Raw genomic sequence first — 21,420 nt, 5'->3', positions numbered from 1 at the left:
CCGAGGGCTCTGGTTGGACGTCACGTCCAGGCAGTTCAGGGCTCTACTGCCACCTGTTTCCGGCTCCGGCTCCGGGAGGGCGCCGCGGCGATGAGCAGGGCCGCGAGTGCCACGGCCGCACTCAGGATCAGGCCGGGGCGATACTGCTCCAGCATTGCCGCCGCATCCACGCCGGCGCCCCCGCCGGATGAGCTCCCGTGGCCGCTGACCATGGCGGTGGTGACGGCGAGAACCAGGGCGGCCCCCACCTGGGTGCTGGTCTGGATCAGGCCGGCCGCCAGGCCCTGTTCCGAGTTCCGGATGCCGGCGGTGGCCTGGACATTGATGGACGGGAAGGCCAGGGCGAAGCCGACGCCCAGCAGCAGGACTGAGGGCAGAATGTCCGTCACGTAGTTCGGCGAGGTGCCCACCCGCAGGAACAGCAGGTAGCCGAGCGCCAGGGAGGCCAAACCGGTCAGGATCAGCCGCGGGGCGCCGAACTTGTCGATGAGCCGGTCCGCGAACGGTGCGCTCGAGGCCACCAGCAGACCCGTGGGAAGAAGCGCCAGGGCCATGCCGAGGGGGCTCCATCCCAGCACGGACTGCAGGTAGAGCGTGAGGATGAACTGGAAACTCAAGTAGGAGCCGAACAAGCCCACGGCGCTGAGGTTCGCCCGCGCCACCCAGCCTTCCCTGAGGATGCTGAACCGGATCAAGGGGTGCCTGACGTGGTTCTCGATCACCGCGAAGGCTGCCAGCACCGCTGCGGAGGCCACGAATCCGGCGATAGTTGCCACAGATCCCCAGCCGTTCCCGGGTGCCGCAACCAGCGTGTACACGAGCCCCAGCATGCCGGCGGCGAGGGTGACGGCGCCCCAGAGGTCATGGCCGCTGTCCTGATTGCCGCCTTCGGCCCTGCCTTGTTCTTTGCCTGGCTCATTGCCTGCGGCGTTGTCCCGGGGAATGTATTTCAGGCCAAGAAGCACGACGGCGACCGCCACCGGTACGGAGACCAGGAAGGTCCAGCGCCAGCTCATGGCCGTCATGAGGCCTCCGACCACCAGGCCAAGTGAGAAACCGCTGGCGCCGAACGTGGTGAAGATGGAGACAGCCCGGTTGCGTTCGCGGCCTTCCGCGAAGTTGGTGGTGATGATCGAGAAACCGGCGGGAGCAGTGAAAGCGGCCGCCAGGCCCTTGAGGAAGCGGGTGGCGATCAGCAGGGCGGGGTCATCCACCAGGCCGCCGAGCAGGGAAGCCGCGGCGAAGACGCTGAGTGCAATCAGGAAGATGCGCCGCCGGCCGAGCAGATCGGCCATCCGGCCGCCCAGCAGGAGCAGACTTCCGTAACCGAGAACGTAGGCGGAGACGATCCACTGAAGGGACTCGGTTCCCAGGTGAAGCTCGGTGCCGATCGAGGGCAGGGCCACACCGACCATGGATACGTCCAGCGCGTCGAGCGCCAGAACGGTGCACAGGACCAGGAGTAGCATCCACTGCGCACGCGTCCAGCGGACGGGAGTAAGCCGTTCGCCGGCAGGTCTTTCAAGAGTGGAAGTTGAGGTCATGGCACCAATTTATATGACACGTCATTGAATGACAAGGAATATTATGACGTGGACTTTTAATTCGTCATGAACTAGAATTTCGGCATGGCAACACCGCAGGACCGCCAGCTGGTTGAGCAATGGCGCAGCATCCAGACCACGTACTTCCGCACCGCGGGGGCGATCGACCGTGCCCTGGAGTCGCGGTTCAACATCGGCCTAACCGAGTTTGAAATCCTGGATCTCGTGGCCGAAAGTGAAGACGCCGCGTGCCGGATGAAGCAGCTCGGTGAGCGCACCCCGATGACCCAGAGCGCCATGTCCAAAGTGGTGGACCGACTCGACAAGGCCGGACTCATTTCCCGCCACTCCTGCGAAGATGACCGGCGCTCACTTTTTCTGGAACTCACCGACGCCGGCCGCGCCCTCCACCGGGAAGCCGCGATTGAACACCGCGCCCTGCTCAAGGAAAACCTCAAGGAAAACCTGGCCTGAGCCGTATCGCCAGGGAAACAGCACAGCTACGCCGATCGATCCCAAGGGCTAGGGCACACCGCGCGCAGGTTCCCGGTGGCCGTGGATGCGTCGGGACCTTCAGGGCGCCTGTGCCAGGCACAGCCAGCGCAAAGGTTCTCTTAAGTCCCTAGCAATTCCGCTGCGAGAGAGTGGTCACAGGAACACCCGCCCAAGGAGGACCCTGATGATTATCTACCGCCCCATCGCCCCACTGACCGCCGGCCATACGGGGCTTAAGTCGGCGTTGCTCGCCATGGCCTTGACCGCTGTTCTAGGCACCACCTGGCAGGATTCCAGCGAAATGTCAGGGACACAGGACATCGCCATTGAACGGAGAGGAACGCGCGTTCGGCTGCTGCTGGCCTAAACCAGCCCTCATTGCATTTCCTGTCTTAGCGTTGGTGGAATATCACTGCCGCGGCGGCTGGACGTGGGAGGATCACGGTATGGAAAACTCCCCCGAGGTCCTCCGTTATGCGGCCTTTTCCACGACCCCAGACGGCGGCAATCCTGCAGGGCTGGTCCTGGATGCCAGCCATCTGGACGATGCCGGAATGCTGGCCGTGGCGGCCGCCGTCGGATACGCCGAAACGGCCTTCGTGACGGAGCGGGGCGTCGGCGGGGATCCGCGGCGTAGCCGGGTTCGGTACTTCTCGCCGATCGCCGAGGTGCCATTTTGCGGCCATGCGACGATTGCGCTGGCCGTTGCGCTGAGCGCACGCGACGGGGCCGGATCCTTCACCTTCGAGACCCCCGTCGGACCCGTCGTCATCGAAACAGCAGGCGACGGCGCCGACTTCACCGCATCGTTTACCGCTGTGGAGCCACAGGTGGCCGTGTTCGACGACGGCGTCCTGGCCGAACTCCTCGGCCTGCTCGGCGTCGGGCTGGCGGATCTCGATCCCGCCTACCCGCCGCGGATCGCGTATTCGGGCAACTGGCATCCGGTGCTGGTCCTCGCCGACCGCAGCCTTTTCGATTCCTTTGGCTTCGATCCGGAGGCGGTGCGCCGGCTCATGGACGCCCAGGGCTGGGCCGCAACGGTAGCCGTCCTGCTCCGGATTGCGGATGGCGAATTCGAAGCCCGGAATCTGTTCCCCGTGGGAGCCATCACCGAGGACCCCGCGACAGGGGCGGCCGCGGCGGCGGTGGGCGCCTACCTGCGCCTCCTGGGCCTGGTCGACCCCCCGGCAAGGGTCTTAATCCACCAGGGACGGCACGTCGGCCGGCCGGGCTTACTCACAGTGGACATTCCCGCTGCCGGCGGAATTGTGGTCAGCGGCACGGCCGTCCGAATCCCCCCCGCTTAGGGCAATAGCTGCCTTGTCTAGCTGTTGCCCGTGTAGACGAGGCTGTCGACGTCGACTTCGTTCGCCGGGGCGTCCGCAAGTCCCTGCGGGGACAGATCCAGGTCCATTAGCCCGGGTTGTTGATTGTGGGCCGCGGAGTGCCCGGTGGTGGGTGTGCTGTGGTTGGTCACGGTGTGCCCCTAATACTTTGTTGGATACGGACCCGGGAGGATGCTGGCTGTCATGTGTGGGGTATTTCCATCTGGAACCCGCACCGGCACCGCAGAACACGCGTCCGGAGATAGTCGCCCAGAAAGTCCGGGGTCCCGGCGTGAGTGGAAACCGGCCGGTAGGCGCTGCGCCGCTCTGGGTCCACCGCGGACATCGGCTCCTGGCAGTGGCGGTAGACGTCCTCCCCCGGTCCGGCGCCGCCGCTGCGCCCATTCCGCCCCGGGATGGCTGCGAGAAATGCCGCAGTCGTAGCCACCACGTGCGAGCCCCCGCAATTGGTGCAGTTGATCGCCGCCGCGAGGGTCCCGCGCTGCGGATTCATCGTGGTGACAGAGTCTAAGAGGAGGTGCCGGTCCGTGTCGCATGTCGCGCACCATGGCCGGCGGCCTCGGGGCTGATGGGCATCTCGGGGCAAGTACGTGCTTGACGTGATTGTCATCCAGGTCAGACCAGGGCCGGGTAGCTGGCCAGAATGTAATCCGCGGCTGCCGGTCCCTTCATGCGGAGGCGGGTGCGCTCTGGATGGATCTGCTTCGCTTGCATGGCAGCCCAGAAGGCATCTTCGGCTTGGGGGGTGATCTGATTCAGGAAGCACCAGCTGGTGTACAGGCCGTAGAGGCAGTCTTTGCCCAGGGCGTGGTCGGATCCAGAGTCTTGGATAGTGGCTTCTTGCAGGAATTGGTCGAATTGAGAAGTTGCCATGAGTGGCTCGTTTCCTCGCGGTGCATTTTGTGCCGCCATGTGGCTACAGCAGCTAGGCGTCAAGGCCGCACAAAGCCCTGAAGCAGGATCCCGGACTGCTCGTCACCGCAGATCCGGGGATAAAGCGCTGTTGGGCTGGAAATCCACGTGCCGCGGAACCACTCAAAACAACCTCTCTACAATGTAGACTCTAGGCGTAGACTACACATAAAGCAACCTTTTTTATTATCTTGAAAATCTTGCTCCTCCGCACCGACCCGAACGGAATTCCATGTCGCCCGCAGAGCACCCGGCGCCCCCAGCGACGCCTGGCAAGAAGACGCGCCTTAGCCGGGACGTTGTTCTGTCCGCGGCGCTGGCATTGGTGGACGCCGAAGGACTCGACGCGCTCACCATGCGCAGGCTCGGGCAGGAACTGGGGCGGGATCCCATGAGCCTGTACCGCTACGCCGAAAACCGCGCGGCGCTGCTGGACGGAGTCTCAGAACTTGTCCTGAATGAACTGGCCATCATTCCAGATGACCCCGACTGGCAGGCGCAACTCCGGCGCATTGCCCACGATTTGCGGCTTCTGGCACTCCGGCACCCCAACGTCGTGCCCCTCCTCGTGACCCGCCCCCTGTCAACACCGCTGGGCCTGCGGCCATTGGGGACGCTCCGGCCGCTGGAGCAGATCCTGTCCCTGCTGATCGAGGCCGGGTTCGCCCCTGAGGACGCCCTGCACGTCTACCGCGCCTACTACGGATACCTCTACGGGCACATCCTCAACGAACTGCAAGAATTCGTCGTCGACCCCGACGAAAACGAGGCCCTTCTCCGCCTGGGCCTGCACCGTTTGCCGCCGAAAGATTTCCCCCGCCTCCGCGCGCTCGCCCCCGTCCTTGCCGACTACGACGGGATGGCCGAACTGGATGAAGGGATCACCATCCTGCTTTCGGGCCTGGCAGCCCACCTCCCGCTTCCGGGAGCCTCGGCCAAACCCTGATCCGGAAATTCCCTTGAAAGGATCCGCCTTGCTTCTCCTCCTCGGCCTCAAGACGGTGCTGCGCAGCCTTCCCGAACGGATGGCAACGTGCCAGTACTGCCACCAATTCGTGCAGCATCGACTACAGGAACGCGCCACGAAATTCACCCTGTTTTTCATCCCCGTCTTCACGACCTCCAAAGCCTTCAGCATCACCTGCTCCAACTGCGGACAGAACTCGATCGTCAAGCCGCGGCAGAAAAACATGCTCCTGGGCTAGGAAGCCGTCGCGGCATCAGCGCGGCTTAGACAGCCGATCCTTCGCGTGATGGCTTCCGGGCCCGACAGGCACTAGCTCCGTGGCTTGCGCGAGACCTTCGGTCGGCATCGAGACGTACATGCTCTCGGCCCGGCTCACCTGGAATGTCTCGTGCCAGATGCCGACGGCCTTGGGGGCCTTTCTGGCCTGGCGGTTAAAGGCGGTCCAGGCCGGCCTGTGCTCGGATTCAGGCGCACTAGCGTAGGCATACAGCTTGTCCAGCGAGTCCCAGTACTGCACGATGACCGGCCCGCCGGCGCCGAGGGCAAACCGGCAACCAAGAAGGCCGGAACCCGGCTCCCTGAAGAGCTCGGTCAGCATCCGCGGCATGGCCAGGAAGGCCGGCAGCCACAGATCCGGTCGCCAGGGACTGTTGATGCGCATGCCGATGAGGAAGACCACCAAGTCGCCGGAATGGCGGTGCGTGAAACGTCCAGCATTGATGCGTGCCATACTTTTCTCCTAACTAGATACCATTACTCTCCAATATTGGCGAGTGTCACTATCTAAGTCAAGGGGAAACTTTGCGCATCTCACAGCTGGCCGCGGCCACTGGGGTTCCTGTGGCCACCATCAAGTACTACCTTCGGGAGAAATTGCTTCACGACGGCGTGCTGACCTCCGCGACCCAGGCTCGCTACGACGACTCGCATGTACGGCGGCTGAAACTGATCCGGGCACTCATTGGCACCGCCGGGCTCAGCGTCAGCGCCACCCGCGAGGTACTGCTTGGCCTGGAAAACCCGCCGGAGTCCGGCCACGATGTACTCGGAATCGCACACCATGCGGTCACCCGGTCCGCACCGGACGACGTCGACCTCTCCTCGGCGCAAGAGCTCCTGGACCGTTGGGGCTGGGGCGCCGAGACATGCGACCGCGATACCCAGGCGGCCCTGGTGAAGGCCCTCCACGGGCTCTCGGAGGCGGGATTCGACGCGTCGGCGGCGCTCTTGGACCGCTATGCCGCGGCCATGCAGGACATCGCGGAGGCCGACGTCGAAAGTGTTCCCACGGATTCGGCCGAGGCCGCGATGCAGCACGTGATCCTCGGAACGCTCCTGATGGAACCGGTACTCCTTGCCATGCGCCGGCTTGCCCAGCAAAGCGCATCCTTCCAGCGGTTTGGCGGGACGGAGTCCCCCCGGCAGTCCGGCGCGGAATAGTTTTCGGGAACGAACCCGCTGGAAGGCAGGCTGAGGACCCCTAGGTTCTCCGCGGATTCACCGCCGCAGGCCGGCGCAGCTGCCTGGCGTACTAGATGACCGGGGAGCGCCGCTCGATCAGCACCGTATCCCGCCATTGCCCCTCGCGGGGACCGTACCCCATGCGGGCGATGCGGTCCCGCCGGCCGACGACGGCGAATCCGTTCGCGAGGTGGAGCTTCAGGCTTGCTTCGTTTTCGGGGAAGACACTGGCCTGGATGGTCCAGATCCCGCATTGTTCGGTCGATGCTGCCAGGGCCTGAAGCAGTGCGGCTCCGACTCCCCTGCCGCGGGCTTCTGCGGCGACGTAGACGGAGTGTTCCACCACGCCGGCATACGCGGGCCGCGCGGACACGGCGGAGACAGCCGCCCAGCCAAGGATCGCGCCCCCGGGCGCCTCGGCGACCAGACGGTGGCCGGGGAGCCGCGAACTGGTGAAGCGCTCCCAGTCCGGCACGTCTGCTTCAAAGGTGGCGTGGCCCGTGGCGATTCCCTCGCGGTAAATCCCCGGACCGCTGGCCAGTCGTCCTCGAGCATGGAGCGGATCGTGACCGCAGACTGTTCTGGCGCGGTCACAGGGTTGCCAGGAGTCCGGCCGCCTGCGCGAGCGCCCCCGGCACCAGGGAGTAGTAGGCCCAGGTGCCGCGCTTTTCGCGGTGCAGGAGCCCTGCCTCGACCAGGATCTTCAGGTGGTGGGAGACCGTCGGCTGGCCCAGGTCCAGGGGTTCGGTGAGGTCGCAGACGCATGCCTCGCCGGAATCGCCGGCCTTGACGATGGAGAGCAGCCGGAGCCGGTTCGGATCGGCCAGCGCCTTAAAAACCAGAGCCCTCTGCTGGGCGTCCTCGGCGCCGAGGGCGGGGGGCCGTGCGGGAATGCAGCAGGCTTCATCCGTGGTCGGATCGAGGATGGGCAGCGAGGTCATGTACCCATTATGCCCTGATATTGATAATCATCAATATATCGGCTTAGGGCGGGCCGCTTCGGCACTGTGCGCCAGGACGACGTCGTCCGCCGTGCCGGCCGCGGAGGGGAACAGGATGAGAACCAGACCAAGGCCTACTGCCGCGCCGAGCAGCTGCGCCCCGACAAATTCCGGAACGGAGGCCGGCGCGATGCCGGCGAAGGTGTCACTGAAGATGCGGCCCACCGTCACGGCCGGGTTCGCGAACGACGTCGAGGACGTGAACCAGTACGCGGCTCCGATGTAGGCCCCCACCGCCGGCGCGGCAAGAACTCCCCGGTTGGTGGCGGCCAGGGCGAAGATCAGCAGAATGAGCCCGGCGGTCGCGACGACCTCGCCCAGGAGATGCCCGGTTGTTGCCCGGTCCTTGACCGAGACGGAGGTGCCCACCTCAAACATGGCGTTCGCCACGACGCTGCCGCTGACTGCTCCCACGGTCTGCGCGACGATGTAGGCGCCAAGCTCCGGCAGGGTCAGCCCGGTACCGCCGCGCCGGCCCAGGATCCAGTCGGCGAGGGAGACCACGGGGTTGAAGTGGGCGCCGCTGACGGGACCGAGCACCAGGATCAGGACCGTGAGGCCCAGCACCGTGGCGGTACTGTTCTCAAGCAGCTGCAGGCCGACGTCGTTGGGGGAGAGCTGCTGTGCGGCGATCCCGGAGCCGACGACGACCATCACGAGCAGGCTGGTGCCGAGCAGTTCGGCGACGGCACGGCGCCACAGCGGTGGGTGTTGGGAAGTCATGCGAACAGCTTGACCCAAGATATTTGCTCAGTCAAAATTGAATCAATGAACGCTGACCCAGTTGAAGTCTTTCGGGCGCGGGTCGCCAAACACGCGGCCCTCGCGGATCCTGCACGGCTGCGCATCGTGGACCTCCTGACCCTGGGAGACCTTTCCCCCACGGAGCTGCAGGCCGAACTTGGGATGCCGTCGAACCTGCTCTCCCACCACCTGCGCACGCTGGAAGACGCGGGCCTGACCACACGCCACCGCTCGGAGGCGGATAAGCGCCGCAGCTATATCCGGCTCGCCGGGGGGGCGCTGGACGGACTGGCTCCCGGGGCCGAACACGGCGCCCGCCGCGTCCTCTTCGTCTGTACCCGGAACAGCGCCCGGTCCCAGCTGGCCGTCGCACTCTGGAACCAGGTCAGCGAAATCCCGTCGACGTCGGCGGGAACGCATCCCGCGGACCGCATCGCCCAGGGCGCCATTGACGTCGCCCGCCGCCACGGCATCGCTCTCGCGGACCTTCCCCCGCGTCGGCTGGATGAGGTGGCGAATGAAGAGGACTTCGTCGTGACCGTGTGCGACAACGCCCACGAGGAAATCCCCAACCTGGGAGGGATCCACTGGTCCGTTCCGGATCCGCTCCGGCTGAACACCGAGGACGCCTTCCGAGGCGCGTTCAGCGACATCGCCCGCCGCATCAGCGACCTCGCACCCCGCCTGCACGCGGCCTAAAACCCGAACCCCGCAAATATTGACAAGTGTCGATTTAGTGTCCGATACTTCATGCATCGACAAACATCAATGTCTAGGCAGTCAAGAGTGGCGCGGGGACGACGACCTCATCAAAACCGATCCGCACCTAACTGATCCCAGGAGAAACCCGTGAGCACCGAAACCGCCAAGAAGCCCTCCGTTTTGTTCGTCTGCGTCCACAACGCCGGCCGTTCCCAGATGGCCGCCTCTTTCCTGACCACCCTCGGGGAGGGCAGGATTGAAGTCCGCTCCGCCGGGTCCCAGCCCGCGGACAAGGTCAACCCGGCAGCCGTGGAGGCCATGGCGGAACTCGGCATCGACATGTCCGCCGAAATCCCGAAGATCCTCACCACCGAGGCAGTGAAGGAATCCGACGTCGTGATCACCATGGGCTGCGGCGACGAATGCCCCTACTTCCCCGGCAAGCGCTACGAGGACTGGGTCCTGGAGGACCCTGCCGGCCAGGGCGTGGACTCCGTCCGCCCGATCCGCGACGAGATCAAGACCCGCATCGAAGACCTGATCGCCTCCCTCACGCCCGCGGCCAAATAGCCCCTACCGAGCACCAGGACAACCCTGACCCCGGCCGGAGAGGGGGTGAGCTGAATGACGACAGGATGCTGCAGTGACTCGGGTTGCTGCGATGACTGCCCTGATGACATGCAGAACTGCTGCTAACACCCTCTGCCGGCCCCGCCAGGGACCGGCAGGTGCCTCCCAACAGGGACGCCACACGTACGGATGAAACAGAGGGCACTATGGATTCAACGAAGAACCTTCCCGTTGCCGTGATCGGCGCCGGTCCCGTGGGCCTGGCGGCTGCCGCCCACCTGCTTGAACGCGGTCTGGAACCGCTGATCTTCGAAGCCGGCCACACCGCGGGTGCCGCCATCGAACAGTGGCGCCACATCCGGTTGTTCTCCCCATGGCGGTACAACATCGACGCCGCCGCCGTACGCCTGCTCGAAGCCGACGGCTGGGAATCGCCCCGGCCCACGGCCCTGCCCTACGGCGGGGAACTCATTGACCAGTACCTGACCCCGATAGCCGCCCTCCCGGTCATCAGCTCGCAGCTGCAGACAGGCGCCAGGGTCATCGCCGTGACCCGCGCCGGCATGGACAAGACCCACACCCGCAACCGCGAGACCACCCCGTTCGTGGTCCGGGTCGAACACGCCGACGGAGAGACCCGCGACCACACCGTGGCCGGGGTCATTGACGCCTCCGGCACTTGGTCCACCCGCAACCCACTGGGCACCTCCGGGCTGCCCGCGGCCGGAGAAGCCGCCGCTGCCTCCAGGATTTCCTCCCCGCTCCCGGATGTCACCGGTCGCGACCGCGGATCCTTTGCCGGACGCCGTGTCCTGGTCGTCGGCGCCGGCCACTCCGCCGCCAACACCCTCATCAGCCTCGCCGACGTGGCCAAGGAAGAACCGGACACGCGGATCCTCTGGGCCATCCGCGGCGCGTCCGCCGAGAAGGTCTACGGCGGCGGCCACGCCGACGGGCTGCCCGCCCGCGGTCAGCTCGGTGCCCGCCTGCGCCGCCTCGTCGGCGCCGGAACCATCGAACTGCACACCGGCTTCGGCATCGGCTCGCTGAATTCCCTCACCTCGCACGTTACGGTCGGATCCGTTGACGGCCGGACCCTCGAGGCCGACGTCGTCGTTCCCTGCACCGGCTTCCGCCCGGACCTGGAGATCCTGCGGGAGCTCCGGCTGAACCTGGACCCGGCCGTCGAAGCGCCTACCGAACTCGGCCCGCTCATCGACCCTGAATTCCACTCGTGCGGCACCGTCCCCCCGCACGGAGCAGCACTGCTGGCACACCCGGACAAGGACTTCTACATTGTCGGCATGAAGTCCTACGGCAGGGCGCCGACCTTCCTGCTGGCCACGGGCTACGAACAGGTCCGCTCCGTCGCCGCCGCCCTGGCCGGTGACCGCGAAGCCGCGGACGCCGTCCAGCTCGAACTCCCCGAAACCGGCGTCTGCTCCTCCGACGCCGGCACCAGCTGCGATGTTCCGGCCCCAGCCGCCGTCGCGTCCGAGTCCTCGTGCTGCGCCGCTCCCGAGCCGGTGCTCGTCGGTTTCCCCACCGGGCTGGCCCACGGCCGCTCCGGCGAAAGCCAACTGGCCGCATCAGTGCTCAGCAGCCCCGGCTCCGGTAAGGAAGAATCGAAGGCATGACCGCGACCACGAAAACACCCAGCGTCCTGTTCGTCTGCAGCAAGAACGGCGGAAAATCCCAGCTCGCCGCCGGACTGATGAACCAGCTCGCCAACGGGACCGTCACGGTGCACTCCGCCGGGACCAAGCCCGCCGAATCGCTGAACCCCCAGTCCGTGGACTCCCTGGCAGAGCTCGGCATCGACATCAGCGGCGAACACCCCAAACCCGTCACGGATGAAGCCCTGGAGGCGGCCGACGTCGTCATCGTCCTGGGCACCGAAGCGAAAGTCGAGCCCCGCGAGGGCAAGCGGCTCGAGTTCTGGGAAACGGACGAGCCTTCCAAACGCGGCATCGAAGGCATGGAGCGCATGAGCCTGGTCCGGGACGACATTAAGGCTCGAGTCCAGAAACTGTACGCGGAGCTCACGGGAAACTGACCGTATCCGCGGGGCGGGAGCGCACATCGTGGAGCCGACGAAGGACGAGATCCTGGTGGGGTACAGCCGCGCCCGCCGCGACCTCGACGCCTTGCTGCAGGGGGCAGCGCCGGCAGATCTCCACCGCAAAACCGACGGGACACGCTGGACCAACGAGGAGCTGCTCTTCCACATGGTCTTCGGCTACATGGTGGTCCGCGCCCTGCTTCCGCTCGTCAACGTTGTCAGCCGGCTCCCCCGCCCGGTTGGCAGAGCATTTGCGGCCCTCCTCAACGCGGGCACTCGTCCGTTTGATGCCGTGAATTACTGGGGTTCACGGGGCGCCGCCCTTGTCTTCAACAGACGCAGAATGAGCCGGAAACTGGGCAAGACCATCGCCGCACTCTCCCGCCGGCTCGGGCACGAGAGCTCCGAGTCGCTCGCCAGGTCGATGCCGTTCCCCGACAGGTGGGATCCCTTCTTCACACCGCTGATGACACTCAACGATGTGTACGCCTACCCCACACACCATTTCGACTTCCACGCCCAGCAGCTGAGCCTTCGGCATCAAAGGGACGACGACTGACCGCCGCCCTTGTTAGCGGCGGCCCTATATGTAAGTATCTGCGTATGAATGCAGATAGCGATGCTTGCACCCTCACCGCGGACAGCCAGTACGTTGAACTGGCGGTGGAGGTTTTTGCCATGCTGGCCGATGCCACCCGGGTCAGGCTGATCCTGGCCCTCCGCCATGGCGAACTTCCCGTCAACGTGCTTGCTGAAAGGGCCGGGAAATCTGCGGCTGCGGTGTCCCAGCATCTGGCCAAGATGCGGCTGGCCCGCATGGTCGCCACCCGCCAGGAAGGCACCAAGGTCTACTACCGACTGCAGGACGGGCACGCCTGGCAGCTCGTGGCCGACGCCATTCACCAGGCAGAACACACCCTCGGCGTCGCTCCGCATCACACCACCGCTCCGCACAGCCTCACGACGGAGGCCGGCGCATGAACCAGCCGATGCATCCCTGCCACGATATTCACGCCCACCCGCACAGCCACTCTGGCCATGGCGCAGACGACGGCGGCCGTCACGCTCACGACGACGACCATCACCACGGACCGCACGGGCACGTTCACGCGACCGGGTTCAAGGGGTGGCTGCGGGGGCTCTTGGTGCCCCACTCCCATGACGCGGCCGACTCGATCGACTCAGCAATGGAGTCAAGCGCCCAGGGCATCCGCGCCGTCAAGGTCTCCCTGCTCGGGCTTGGAGCCACGTCACTGTTCCAGCTGGCCATCGTGCTCATCAGCGGCTCCGTGGCGCTGCTGGCGGACACAGTCCACAATTTTTCCGATGCCCTGACCGCCGTGCCGCTGTGGATCGCCTTCCTGCTCGGGCGCCGCCGCGCGACCCGGACGTTCACCTACGGATTCGGCCGTGCCGAGGACCTTGCAGGGCTGTTCATCGTGGCGATGATCGCCCTCTCGGCCGTCGTGGCCGCCGTCGAATCCATCCGCCGTTTCTTTGAACCCCAGCCGGTCCAGAACCTGGGCTGGGTGCTCGCCGCCGGGCTCGTGGGCTTTGCCGGCAACGAACTCGTCGCGATCTACAGGATCCGCGTGGGACGACGAATCGGCTCCGCCGCGCTCGTCGCCGACGGCATTCACGCCCGCACCGACGGCTTCACCTCACTGGCCGTCGTCGCCGGGGTCATCGGCATATGGCTCGGGTTCCCCCTCGCGGACCCGATCGTGGGCCTGTTCATCTCCGCAGCAATCGCGGTGCTGCTGTGGGGAACCATTCGCGACATCGGGCGCCGGCTCATGGACGGCGTCGACTCTGACCTGACGGACCGCCTGGCCGCGGTTGTCACCGCCCACGCCCCCGCCGGCGCAACGTCCCGGCTGCGCTGGTCCGGCCATCGGCTTCACGTCGAGGTCTCCATTCCGCTGGCCGCGCTCACTGCTTTAGGGGAACTTGCCACTGTCCACGACGAACTCGAGCATGCCGCCCGCCAGGCACTCCCGAACGTGGGATCCGTGACGACGGTGCCCATGTTCGCCCGGGCAGGGGAGGACGGACCGCCTCGTCCCCCGAGCCACGGATAAACCTGCCGTCACGGAGTGTCGGGGCGGGCAGTCAGTTCCGGGGTGGGGCATCCTCCGGCGTCCCGGGCCCTCCGCGGGCGAGTCGGGGAACACTGGCCACTGCCACTAGGACTGCAAGGGCCCCGAGGCCGGCGGGCAGGCTGATGAATGTGGCGATGCCGCCCACCAGCAGCGGACCGCCCGCGTCCCCCAGTTCGCGTCCGAGTTCGGCCGAGCCCATGGTGCGGCCCATGCGTTCAGGCGGAGTGGTGTCCGCCAGGTGGGCGAAGCCGAGTGGAGTGGCCACGCCCACACCGGCACCGATCGCCGCGGCAGCAAGGTAAATGGTGACCGGCCCGGGCGCCAGGGCCAGGAGTGCGATGCCACTCGCCGTCAGCAGGAGCCCTGAGGTCATGCCCCGCGCATCGCTGATGCTGCCGCCGTCACGCATCTTGCCTATCCGGGGCTGGGTGAGCAGGGAGGCGACTGCGAGGACGCTGACCGCTGCCGTTCCGGCCAGAGCGTCGAGGCCGTGCCTCGTGGCCAGGGCGGGAAGAAACCCGATCGCCGCGCCGAGTGCGGCGGTGGAGGCTGCCAGGACAAGTGTGGGGACCAAGAACCGCCGTTCCGTGACCTGCCGCGCCAGGTCCAGAACGGTGTAGCGCTGCCGCGGAAGGGGTTCCAGATGCGGTACGGAAACAAGCACCCACACCGCCGCGACTGCCGCCAGCACCGAGAGGGCCGCGAACAGCAGCGGAAAGCCGCCCGAGAAGATCAGGCCGGCTCCGAGCATCGGCCCGATCACGTATCCCAAACTCTTCCAGGAGCCGTACCGGCCGAAGTAGGTGCCGGCGCTTCTCCCCCGGGCAAGGCGTGCCACCATGGCCGAGGAGGCCGGAGAGAAGGCAGAGGCCGCAGCGCCCTGCCCGAGCCGGGCCAGGCCCAGCATGAGCGGATCGGCGCCCCACAGACCTATGAGGGAAAGCACGGCAAAGGCCAAAAGGCCTCCAACGATGACGGGCTTGGTGCCGATGCGGTCACTGAGAGCTCCGAAGACAGGTTTGAGGAAGACCTCAGAGAGGTCATACAGGGCGAGCAGAATGCCCAAATTCAGCAATGTCAGCCCGATGTTCTCACTCTGGGCACCCATCCCCGCGGCAATACTGTGCGCGCCGAAGGCGGTCACGAACCCTGCGGCGTACAACGGGGCAGAGGAGGACCGGGCGGCCAGGACCTGCGGAGACTGGCTCACGAGTGCAGCTCCTGGTAGACCAGTCCAGCGAAATCCTCCAGCGCAACAACGCAGTCCGCCAAGTTCGCTTCGGCGCCGGAAGCCGATGGGCTGCCGAAGACGTCCCTGCCTCGGATTGAGCGGAACCACCGCCGCAGCCGATCCAGGCTTTGCTCTTCCTCCTCGAGCTCGGCAAGGGTGAACTTCTGCTTGGCAATTTCGCGGACAATCTCGGCCCGGAATTTCCCACAATCCGCGACGAACTCGGCCCATTCATCATCCCGGGCCGCATCAAACAGTGCACGCAGTTTGGCGGCATCTGCGTCGGCGGAACCGGTGGTCAGCAGAATCAGGTCGCCGTGGCCTGCGCGGGCCAGTTCCCGGGCCTTTTCTGCCCCCTCCCGGCAGACAGGAACATCAGGCGCGGTCCAGGCGCCTTGGCCAATGGGAACGGCACCGAATCGACGCAGTTCCCGCCAGACCGCCACGCGGTAGCGGGACGGATCCGACGGCACCTGCACCAGCAGGACAAGCCAGGGCACTTCGGTCTTTTGGGTCACATGCACAATTGTAACGGTTGCTACATCCACGGTGGATGCACCGGCATTCCAGCCGGATAAAGGCAACGTCCCGTCCTTCACCTCTGCGGCTCCGAATCAGTTTCAGAGACCACGAACGGTAGGTGAGCATGAGTGTTCAGCAGGCGAACGCAGCCACGGGAATGGCCCCCCTGCGGCGGGAGGTGGTTCCCACGGAGCTGGGTCCTTGTACAGTGCGGGTTCAGCAGGGTACCGGCAGCCGGCGGCCGGCCGGCACAGCGGATGTCTACCTTCATGGCGCCGCGGGATCCTGGACGACCTTCCGGGCACTGCTTCCCGCGGCCTCGGCCCACGATCGGGTGTTGATTGATCTTCCGGGCTGGGGTGAATCCACCACGGGTGCCCGGCTGGAAGAACTCGATATCGAGGCGATGGCACGGGCCGTCACCGCGGTGCTGAACTCACTCGGCTACCGGCGCTGGAACCTGGTGGGCCACTCCATGGGAGGGTTCCTGGCATTGCACCTTGCCGCGGCGCAGCCCGAGCGGACCGCCAGTGTGGCCACCATTTCGGCCACAACATTCGGCGTCTCCGGGGCGGCCCGCGGGCCCCTGCGCAGCCTGTTCACGTTCCCGGCGTTTGTTGGCATGCTGCTGGCCATGCGCGCCATGGCATCCCTGGGTCCGGCAGGGTCGTCACTGGTCCGTGCAATCGGGGCCACCCGTGTGATGCGACCGCTGATGTGGCCGTTTTTCGCAGAACCCGCAGCCATTCCCGCCGGGGTGCTCCGCGGGCTCGGCGATGACGCCCGGCCGGCCAGCTTCTCCGCAGCAGCCCGGGCGGCGGCGCACTACGATTTCGGCCAGTGGCGCGGCATCCACTCCCCCGCCTTGGCGATCCGCGGGGACCGCGACGTGTTCACGCCTCGGTCCGACCTGGTCCGGCTGGCCAGCATCATCCCGCACGTCCAGACGGTGACGATCCCGCGTTGCGGCCACTTCGCGAACATCGAGCGGCCGGAGCAAGTGCAACGGCTGCTGGAAAGCCTACGGTCTCCCTGACGTGTCCGACGGCGGCTGGCCACCTGCCTGAGGCAGCGAATATCCAGTCGGGTCAACCATTGACCGGCGATACTTACCGATATATCGTTAATTATCGCCGATTGATCGGCGACAATCAGGAATATTCAACTGACATGGAAGGGCGATGCCGCTATGAAAGGCCTTCACGACGACAAATTTACGGACGGCGGACCAGCGCTGGGACGCTTCGGGCGCGGCAGGAGCCGTCGCGGACCCCACGGACACGGCGGCTTCGGGCCGGGCCGCGGGTTTGGGCCAGGTTTCGGCCCGGGATTCGGTCCCGGTTTCGGACCAGGGTTTGGTCCCGGCGGTTCAAGGCGGGCCAACAGGGGCGATGTTCGTTCGGCGATTCTCTCCCTCCTCGCCGAATCACCGTCCAACGGCTACGGCCTGATCAAGACAATTGCCGATAAGACGGCGGGAGCCTGGCGTCCGAGCCCGGGCTCCGTCTACCCGACACTCCAGCAGCTCGTGGATGAAGAGCTGATCGCGCCCGTGGGTGACGGCCGGCGCACCGAGTTCACACTCACCGACGCGGGCAAGGCTTACGTGGCCGATCACGCCGAGGAGCTGGGGAACGCGTGGAACACCGATCCTCAGGGATCCGGGCCGGCGTTTCACCAGAGCGTGGGAAAGCTCATGGGAGTCATCCACCAGTTCCGCTTCTCGGCAACCGAGGAACAACGCAATGCCGCGATGGAAGTAATCGATGACACCCGCCGCGCGCTTTACCGCATCCTCGCCGACTAGCACCGCAGTTTCTCCGATGTGGCCGGCCGGGCGCTAAGATGCCTGTCGGATCGCGATGCTGCCGATCATTCTGCGGTTTGCTCTTGGGCTGCCTCGACGTTCAAAGTCTGCTCCCCGGCCATCCCGGCCCGAAGGAACAGTTCCCGGGATGCGACTTCCAGACCCAAGGCAGTCGCGGCGATATCCTCCAGGGCTTGGTGAATCCACGCTACGGCAGCCGCGTTGGCTGGCCCCGCGCTCACGCCGGCGGACTGGAGTGCCCGCAACGACGCATACCGGGCTACCTTCTTTTTCAGGTCCCCGGCGAGGTCCTCGATCTCTGCCAGCTGCTGGTCCCGCCAAGCGCCGGAATCTTGCGCGCTGCTGCGATGCCAAGCGTATGAGGACAGCCGCTCCGGGCCCGGTTCTTGCCGCCCACCCAGGAACTCGGCCAGCTCGGCGGCCAGCTCCTCGAGTGCCAAGGCCGACGGCGAGGGAGGCCATTCCTGGCCGGCATCAAGTTCCTGGACCCGCTGTTCCGCAGCGGATTTCAGCCGTCCGATGCGAACATCTGTGATTGGTCCGGACCTATGGAACGGGTGTGTGGACGCTGGACGGATGATTGGGTTGCCTTGCATCAGGGGCCTCCTGGAAAGTGCGCTGACAGGATGGCGCTACCAGGGTCCGGGGCAACACACTTATTTTATCTGGCATTGAATCAGGAAGGTAGGCCTCAAAGGACCGGGCCATGGAACTCGCCAGCCGCGGCAGAATGGACAACAACTGCCATCCGGTTGCAGTTCAGACGGGCACAAACTGGAGGAACAATGGCTGACGGCACAGACTCAGGCGCAGGTTCAATGGCGGAGGGACTCGATGCCGGCCTGTGCAAGGAATTCGTTGAGTCGTTGGAGATCTCCGGAGCCGCGATTTCAGTGTTTTCCGGCCTGTCACCGGCGTCCATGGTGTGCGCCAGCGACGCGGTGGCGGCCAGGATCGATGAGCTGCAGTTCGATCTGGGGGAAGGACCGCGCTGGGAGGCCTTGCAAACCCGCAGACCCGTGCTTCTGCCGGATGTGCGCAGGGGACCGCACGCCGCGTGGCCGGTCTTTGCTGAATCCTTGCTGGAACTGGATGTTTCGGCCCTTTTCGTTTTCCCGCTCGTGCTCGGTGCCTTGGACATCGGCGTGGCGGAGCTTTACAGGTCCGAATCCGGCCCGCTCAGCCAGACGGAGCAGTCCACGGCCGTGCAACTCGCCGATGAAGCGACCTGGCTGTTGCTGCGGCAGCTCCTGACCCTTGCCCCAGGAGACGGCACGGACGCCCCGGCGGACGACTCCCCCCTGTCCCGGCGCGAGATCCACCAGGCCACAGGGATGGTTCTGGCGCAGGCCGGGACGTCGGCGCGGGACGCCCTGCTGCTGATGCGGGCGTATGCATTTGCCCAGGGGCGTACCGTCCGGGAGGTCGCCCGGGATGTGGTCAGCAGGGGCCTTGACTTTACCCCGGGGGGCGACTGAGATGGGCGCCTGCAGTAAAATCCTTGTATGGCGATGCTGGGCCGTGCCGTTCGCGTGAGTGCCGCTTTCGTCAAGATAGCGGACACTCTTGTGGCGGAGTACGACGTCTTGGACCTCCTCCACACCCTGGTGGAGGAATCAGTGGGAATTCTTGACGCCGCGGCCGCCGGGCTCGTGCTTGTCGATCCCGCCGGAGACCTCCAGGTAATGGCCTCGACCAGCGAGGAGAGCCAACTGGTGGAAGTCCTTCAGCTCGAAGCTGGGGCGGGGCCGTGCGTGGACTGCTTCCGTACCGGCGCTGTCGTAGCTATTGATGACATCGCGGCGCAGGCTTCTCGGTGGCCGCTCTTCCAGTCTTCTGCCCTTTCCCAGGGATTCCGGTCCCTCCACGCCGTCCCCATGCGCCTGCGCAGCCGGACCATCGGTGCCCTGAACCTCTTTGGCCACGAAACCGGTCCTCTCAGTTCCGAGGACGCCGCAATTGCACAGGCGTTCGCCGACGTGGCAACCATCACCCTCCTGCAGGAACGCGCGGCGCGGGAAAACGCCCTGATCAACGAACAGCTGAAGCGAGCCCTCAACAGCCGCATCCTGATCGAGCAGGCCAAGGGTGTGATCGCCCACACCTCCAATGTCGACATGAACACGTCGTTTGCGTTGCTTCGCGGGTACGCCCGCGCCCACAACCAGACCCTCTACGACACCGCGGAAAGAATCATCAACCGCAGAATCACCATCGATCCCGAAGAATGAATCTCCGTCGCGGACCTCCCCGCCCACGAACAATGCAGGGTCGGTTCGGGCGCTGACCCCTGCCAATGGTCCCTCCCGGAAATGACCCCCGGAACTCTATAGTTAGAGCCACACCCCGCGGCGGGAAAAGAGCGATGATGCGCGGAATAGGCAGGCGCCAATCTGGTGGGCGCGGAATAGGTCTGATCGGGACCATATATCTGGCCATCGGCGTAGTGGTCGCCGCCACCCACGGCTATCTTGTGGCGTGGAACATTCCCGGCAACATTCTGGAAGGCTTGGCGGCAATTGTCCTCTGGCCGCTGGTGGCAATCTTCGGAGTGGATCTGCATACTTTGATCACCTGATTTTGGCAGTTGTTTCCGGGGCGCTCCTTGGTCCGGACCAGCGCAATTGTCGATGAACCGTTGCCCCCACTTTCTGCGCTTCTGTCCTTACAATTAATTGTGGCCTCCATGGCATTCACGTCGCGGGGGCGACCAAATAAGGAGGATCATCATGGGCCTGGGTGACAAGATCCACAATGCCGCCGAGAAACTCCACGGCAAAGGCAAAGAGACGGCCGGCAAAGCCACCGGAGACGACAAGCTCAAGGCCGAAGGCAAGAGCCACCAAGTCAAAGCAGACCTGAAGCAGGCCGGCGAAAAAGTCAAGGACGCTTTCAAGAAACACTGAAAACAGGCCGCCGGAGGGCGGAGGTGCGGCCCGGATCGCACCTCCGCCCCGGCCTTTGCCCACACAGTCCAAAACTTTCCTTAACGACGCAGGTCGAGCGCCTCAAGGAGCCGCCTGACCGATCCGCCGAGATTCCACTCTGTGGCGAGACGCTCAAGATCGGCGCGCGAACTTCCGAGGACCGGGTGCAGTTGCGCGCCTGCCGCCTCGAGCGTCGGCAGGTCCAGGTCCCGCACGATCTTCACGACGGCGGGCGCGACCGTGAGGTAGTCCGCAGCCGCGGCGAGTTTCGACCGCACAGAGGCGGACATCCCGCTTCCTGCGTCCGCGGCGGCCGCGAGCAGCCCGTCGAGCGTGCCGTACTCTCCGAGCAGCGACGCGGCGGTTTTCTCGCCGATGCCGGCGACGCCCGGAAGCCCGTCGGAGCTGTCGCCGCGCAGGGTCGCGTAGTCGGCATACTGCACCGGCAGCACCCGGTACTTGCCGACGACGACGGCGTCGGTCAGGACTTCGAGGTTCCTCATCCCACGCGCGGTGTAGATCACCCGAACCTGGCGGGCGTCCTCGACGACCTGGAAGAGGTCACGGTCGCCCGTCACGACGTCGACCGGAAGCTCGGCGTGGCTCGCATAGGTGCCGATCACGTCGTCGGCCTCGTGTTCGGCCGCCCCGACGACGGCGATGCCGGCGAGCCCGAGCACCCGGCGGATCATCGGAATCTGCGCCTCGAGTGCGCCCGGCACGACCTCGAGATCCGCTGCGCCGGCCACGATCTCGGCGACTCGATGGGACTTGTAGCTCGGGATGAGGTCCACCCGCCACTGCGGACGCCAGTCGTCGTCCCAGCACGCAATGAGGTGCGTGGCGCCGTAGTCGGTGGTGAGCCGCGCGATCATGTCGAGCAGCCCGCGGACGGCGTTCACCGGGGTGCCGTCGGCGCGGCGGATCGTGTCGGGCACGCCGTAGAACGCGCGAAAGTACAGCGACGCGGTGTCGAGCAGCATCAGGCGGTCGGTCATGACTG

29 protein-coding genes and 1 pseudogene are annotated in these 21,420 nt (G+C 65.7%); 19 read left to right on the top strand and 11 right to left on the bottom strand.

Annotated elements, in window-relative coordinates; genetic code table 11:
* Positions 1-35: 35 nt before the first annotated feature.
* Positions 36-1,544, bottom strand: coding sequence for an MFS transporter (locus ACFRJ8_RS01585; protein ID WP_377984395.1), 1,509 nt, complete (start codon positions 1,542-1,544; stop codon positions 36-38).
* An 84-nt stretch (positions 1,545-1,628) separates the two neighbouring features.
* Between ACFRJ8_RS01585 and ACFRJ8_RS01580 the strand changes: the two genes are divergently transcribed.
* From ACFRJ8_RS01580 to ACFRJ8_RS01570, 3 genes are all read left to right on the top strand, one after another.
* Complete coding sequence (locus ACFRJ8_RS01580) at positions 1,629-2,018, top strand: MarR family winged helix-turn-helix transcriptional regulator (protein ID WP_377984394.1); 390 nt, start codon at positions 1,629-1,631, stop codon at positions 2,016-2,018.
* A 205-nt stretch (positions 2,019-2,223) separates the two neighbouring features.
* Entirely contained in the window at positions 2,224-2,406 is a 183-nt protein-coding gene (locus tag ACFRJ8_RS01575) for a hypothetical protein (protein ID WP_377984393.1), read from the top strand.
* 79 nt (positions 2,407-2,485) lie between these two features.
* On the top strand, positions 2,486-3,349 hold the full coding sequence (locus tag ACFRJ8_RS01570; protein WP_377984392.1) for a PhzF family phenazine biosynthesis protein: 864 nt from the start codon (positions 2,486-2,488) through the stop codon (positions 3,347-3,349).
* Between the two features lie 17 nt (positions 3,350-3,366).
* On the opposite strand, the gene ACFRJ8_RS01565 is transcribed toward ACFRJ8_RS01570, so the two are convergent.
* The gene (locus tag ACFRJ8_RS01565) at positions 3,367-3,519 is read right to left on the bottom strand and encodes a hypothetical protein (RefSeq protein WP_377984391.1); all 153 of its coding nucleotides are present in this window, start codon (positions 3,517-3,519) and stop codon (positions 3,367-3,369) included.
* Between the two features lie 484 nt (positions 3,520-4,003).
* Positions 4,004-4,261, bottom strand: coding sequence for a hypothetical protein (locus tag ACFRJ8_RS01560; protein WP_377984390.1), 258 nt, complete (start codon positions 4,259-4,261; stop codon positions 4,004-4,006).
* A 271-nt stretch (positions 4,262-4,532) separates the two neighbouring features.
* On the opposite strand from ACFRJ8_RS01560, the gene ACFRJ8_RS01555 reads away from it, so the two are divergent.
* Positions 4,533-5,246, top strand: coding sequence for a TetR/AcrR family transcriptional regulator C-terminal domain-containing protein (locus ACFRJ8_RS01555; protein ID WP_377984389.1), 714 nt, complete (start codon positions 4,533-4,535; stop codon positions 5,244-5,246).
* A gap of 28 nt (positions 5,247-5,274) precedes the next feature.
* Positions 5,275-5,505, top strand: a complete 231-nt coding sequence (locus ACFRJ8_RS01550; RefSeq protein WP_377984388.1) for a zinc-ribbon domain-containing protein — start codon at positions 5,275-5,277, stop codon at positions 5,503-5,505.
* 15 nt (positions 5,506-5,520) lie between these two features.
* Here ACFRJ8_RS01550 and ACFRJ8_RS01545 read toward each other — a convergent pair whose 3' ends face one another.
* A complete protein-coding gene (locus ACFRJ8_RS01545) occupies positions 5,521-5,997 on the bottom strand; it encodes a DUF4188 domain-containing protein (protein WP_377984387.1) in 477 nt (158 codons plus the stop codon).
* 71 nt (positions 5,998-6,068) lie between these two features.
* On the opposite strand from ACFRJ8_RS01545, the gene ACFRJ8_RS01540 reads away from it, so the two are divergent.
* The gene (locus ACFRJ8_RS01540) at positions 6,069-6,707 is read left to right on the top strand and encodes a MerR family transcriptional regulator (RefSeq protein ID WP_377984386.1); all 639 of its coding nucleotides are present in this window, start codon (positions 6,069-6,071) and stop codon (positions 6,705-6,707) included.
* Positions 6,708-6,798: 91 nt separating this feature from the next.
* Here ACFRJ8_RS01540 and ACFRJ8_RS01535 read toward each other — a convergent pair.
* From ACFRJ8_RS01535 to ACFRJ8_RS01525, 3 genes and pseudogenes are all read right to left on the bottom strand, one after another.
* Positions 6,799-7,283 (bottom strand): annotated as a pseudogene (locus ACFRJ8_RS01535) (GNAT family N-acetyltransferase).
* A gap of 35 nt (positions 7,284-7,318) precedes the next feature.
* A complete protein-coding gene (locus tag ACFRJ8_RS01530; RefSeq protein ID WP_377984385.1) occupies positions 7,319-7,669 on the bottom strand; it encodes an ArsR/SmtB family transcription factor in 351 nt (116 codons plus the stop codon).
* 30 nt (positions 7,670-7,699) lie between these two features.
* Positions 7,700-8,452, bottom strand: a complete 753-nt coding sequence (locus ACFRJ8_RS01525) for an aquaporin (protein ID WP_377984384.1) — start codon at positions 8,450-8,452, stop codon at positions 7,700-7,702.
* 45 nt (positions 8,453-8,497) lie between these two features.
* Between ACFRJ8_RS01525 and ACFRJ8_RS01520 the strand changes: the two genes are divergently transcribed.
* From ACFRJ8_RS01520 to ACFRJ8_RS01490, 7 genes are all read left to right on the top strand, one after another.
* The gene (locus ACFRJ8_RS01520) at positions 8,498-9,172 is read left to right on the top strand and encodes a helix-turn-helix domain-containing protein (protein ID WP_377984383.1); all 675 of its coding nucleotides are present in this window, start codon (positions 8,498-8,500) and stop codon (positions 9,170-9,172) included.
* A 150-nt stretch (positions 9,173-9,322) separates the two neighbouring features.
* On the top strand, positions 9,323-9,745 hold the full coding sequence (locus tag ACFRJ8_RS01515; RefSeq protein ID WP_377984382.1) for an arsenate reductase ArsC: 423 nt from the start codon (positions 9,323-9,325) through the stop codon (positions 9,743-9,745).
* Positions 9,746-9,951: 206 nt separating this feature from the next.
* A complete protein-coding gene (locus ACFRJ8_RS01510; RefSeq protein ID WP_377984381.1) occupies positions 9,952-11,382 on the top strand; it encodes an FAD-dependent oxidoreductase in 1,431 nt (476 codons plus the stop codon).
* On the top strand, positions 11,379-11,801 hold the full coding sequence (locus tag ACFRJ8_RS01505) for a low molecular weight phosphatase family protein (RefSeq protein WP_377984380.1): 423 nt from the start codon (positions 11,379-11,381) through the stop codon (positions 11,799-11,801). The genes ACFRJ8_RS01510 and ACFRJ8_RS01505 overlap by 4 nt, the downstream gene beginning before the upstream one ends.
* 28 nt (positions 11,802-11,829) lie before the next feature.
* Positions 11,830-12,366: a DinB family protein gene (locus ACFRJ8_RS01500; protein WP_377984379.1), complete on the top strand. Its 537-nt coding sequence runs from the start codon at positions 11,830-11,832 to the stop codon at positions 12,364-12,366.
* Positions 12,367-12,410: 44 nt separating this feature from the next.
* Entirely contained in the window at positions 12,411-12,788 is a 378-nt protein-coding gene (locus ACFRJ8_RS01495) for an ArsR/SmtB family transcription factor (protein ID WP_377984378.1), read from the top strand.
* Positions 12,785-13,888, top strand: a complete 1,104-nt coding sequence (locus ACFRJ8_RS01490; protein ID WP_377984377.1) for a cation diffusion facilitator family transporter — start codon at positions 12,785-12,787, stop codon at positions 13,886-13,888. The genes ACFRJ8_RS01495 and ACFRJ8_RS01490 overlap by 4 nt, the downstream gene beginning before the upstream one ends.
* A 31-nt stretch (positions 13,889-13,919) precedes the next feature.
* Here the strand turns inward: ACFRJ8_RS01490 and ACFRJ8_RS01485 are convergent, their stop codons facing one another.
* Together ACFRJ8_RS01485 and ACFRJ8_RS01480 are read right to left on the bottom strand one after the other, a co-directional pair.
* Positions 13,920-15,119, bottom strand: coding sequence for an MFS transporter (locus ACFRJ8_RS01485; protein ID WP_377984376.1), 1,200 nt, complete (start codon positions 15,117-15,119; stop codon positions 13,920-13,922).
* Positions 15,116-15,658, bottom strand: coding sequence for a Chromate resistance protein ChrB (locus tag ACFRJ8_RS01480; RefSeq protein WP_377984375.1), 543 nt, complete (start codon positions 15,656-15,658; stop codon positions 15,116-15,118). Before ACFRJ8_RS01480 ends, ACFRJ8_RS01485 begins: the two co-directional genes overlap by 4 nt.
* A 128-nt stretch (positions 15,659-15,786) precedes the next feature.
* On the opposite strand from ACFRJ8_RS01480, the gene ACFRJ8_RS01475 reads away from it, so the two are divergent.
* Both ACFRJ8_RS01475 and ACFRJ8_RS01470 read left to right on the top strand, forming a co-directional pair.
* The gene (locus tag ACFRJ8_RS01475; protein ID WP_377984374.1) at positions 15,787-16,698 is read left to right on the top strand and encodes an alpha/beta fold hydrolase; all 912 of its coding nucleotides are present in this window, start codon (positions 15,787-15,789) and stop codon (positions 16,696-16,698) included.
* 153 nt (positions 16,699-16,851) lie between these two features.
* The gene (locus tag ACFRJ8_RS01470; protein ID WP_377984373.1) at positions 16,852-17,469 is read left to right on the top strand and encodes a PadR family transcriptional regulator; all 618 of its coding nucleotides are present in this window, start codon (positions 16,852-16,854) and stop codon (positions 17,467-17,469) included.
* A 65-nt stretch (positions 17,470-17,534) separates the two neighbouring features.
* Here the strand turns inward: ACFRJ8_RS01470 and ACFRJ8_RS01465 are convergent, their stop codons facing one another.
* Complete coding sequence (locus tag ACFRJ8_RS01465; RefSeq protein WP_377984372.1) at positions 17,535-18,086, bottom strand: hypothetical protein; 552 nt, start codon at positions 18,084-18,086, stop codon at positions 17,535-17,537.
* Positions 18,087-18,275: 189 nt separating this feature from the next.
* Here ACFRJ8_RS01465 and ACFRJ8_RS01460 point away from each other — a divergent pair, with 189 nt between their 5' ends.
* The 4 genes from ACFRJ8_RS01460 (at position 18,276) to ACFRJ8_RS01445 (ending at position 20,396) form a co-directional block, all read left to right on the top strand.
* The gene (locus ACFRJ8_RS01460; RefSeq protein WP_377984371.1) at positions 18,276-18,968 is read left to right on the top strand and encodes a GAF and ANTAR domain-containing protein; all 693 of its coding nucleotides are present in this window, start codon (positions 18,276-18,278) and stop codon (positions 18,966-18,968) included.
* Positions 18,969-18,995: 27 nt separating this feature from the next.
* The gene (locus ACFRJ8_RS01455; protein ID WP_377984370.1) at positions 18,996-19,721 is read left to right on the top strand and encodes a GAF and ANTAR domain-containing protein; all 726 of its coding nucleotides are present in this window, start codon (positions 18,996-18,998) and stop codon (positions 19,719-19,721) included.
* A gap of 215 nt (positions 19,722-19,936) precedes the next feature.
* Entirely contained in the window at positions 19,937-20,068 is a 132-nt protein-coding gene (locus tag ACFRJ8_RS01450) for a hypothetical protein (RefSeq protein WP_377984369.1), read from the top strand.
* A gap of 151 nt (positions 20,069-20,219) precedes the next feature.
* A complete protein-coding gene (locus tag ACFRJ8_RS01445) occupies positions 20,220-20,396 on the top strand; it encodes a CsbD family protein (RefSeq protein WP_377984368.1) in 177 nt (58 codons plus the stop codon).
* Positions 20,397-20,476: 80 nt separating this feature from the next.
* Here ACFRJ8_RS01445 and ACFRJ8_RS01440 read toward each other — a convergent pair whose 3' ends face one another.
* Positions 20,477-21,415 (bottom strand): 5'-3' exonuclease H3TH domain-containing protein, encoded by a 939-nt coding sequence (locus ACFRJ8_RS01440; protein ID WP_377984367.1) that lies wholly within the window; start codon positions 21,413-21,415, stop codon positions 20,477-20,479.
* Between the last annotated feature and the right edge of the window lie 5 nt (positions 21,416-21,420).

The organism is Arthrobacter sp. NPDC056886 (assembly GCF_042788715.1).
In the GTDB taxonomy this organism is placed as follows: Bacteria; Actinomycetota; Actinomycetes; order Actinomycetales; family Micrococcaceae; genus Arthrobacter.
The sequence above is the reverse complement of the archived record's forward strand: the minus strand, read 5'-3'. Positions and strand labels throughout refer to the sequence as shown.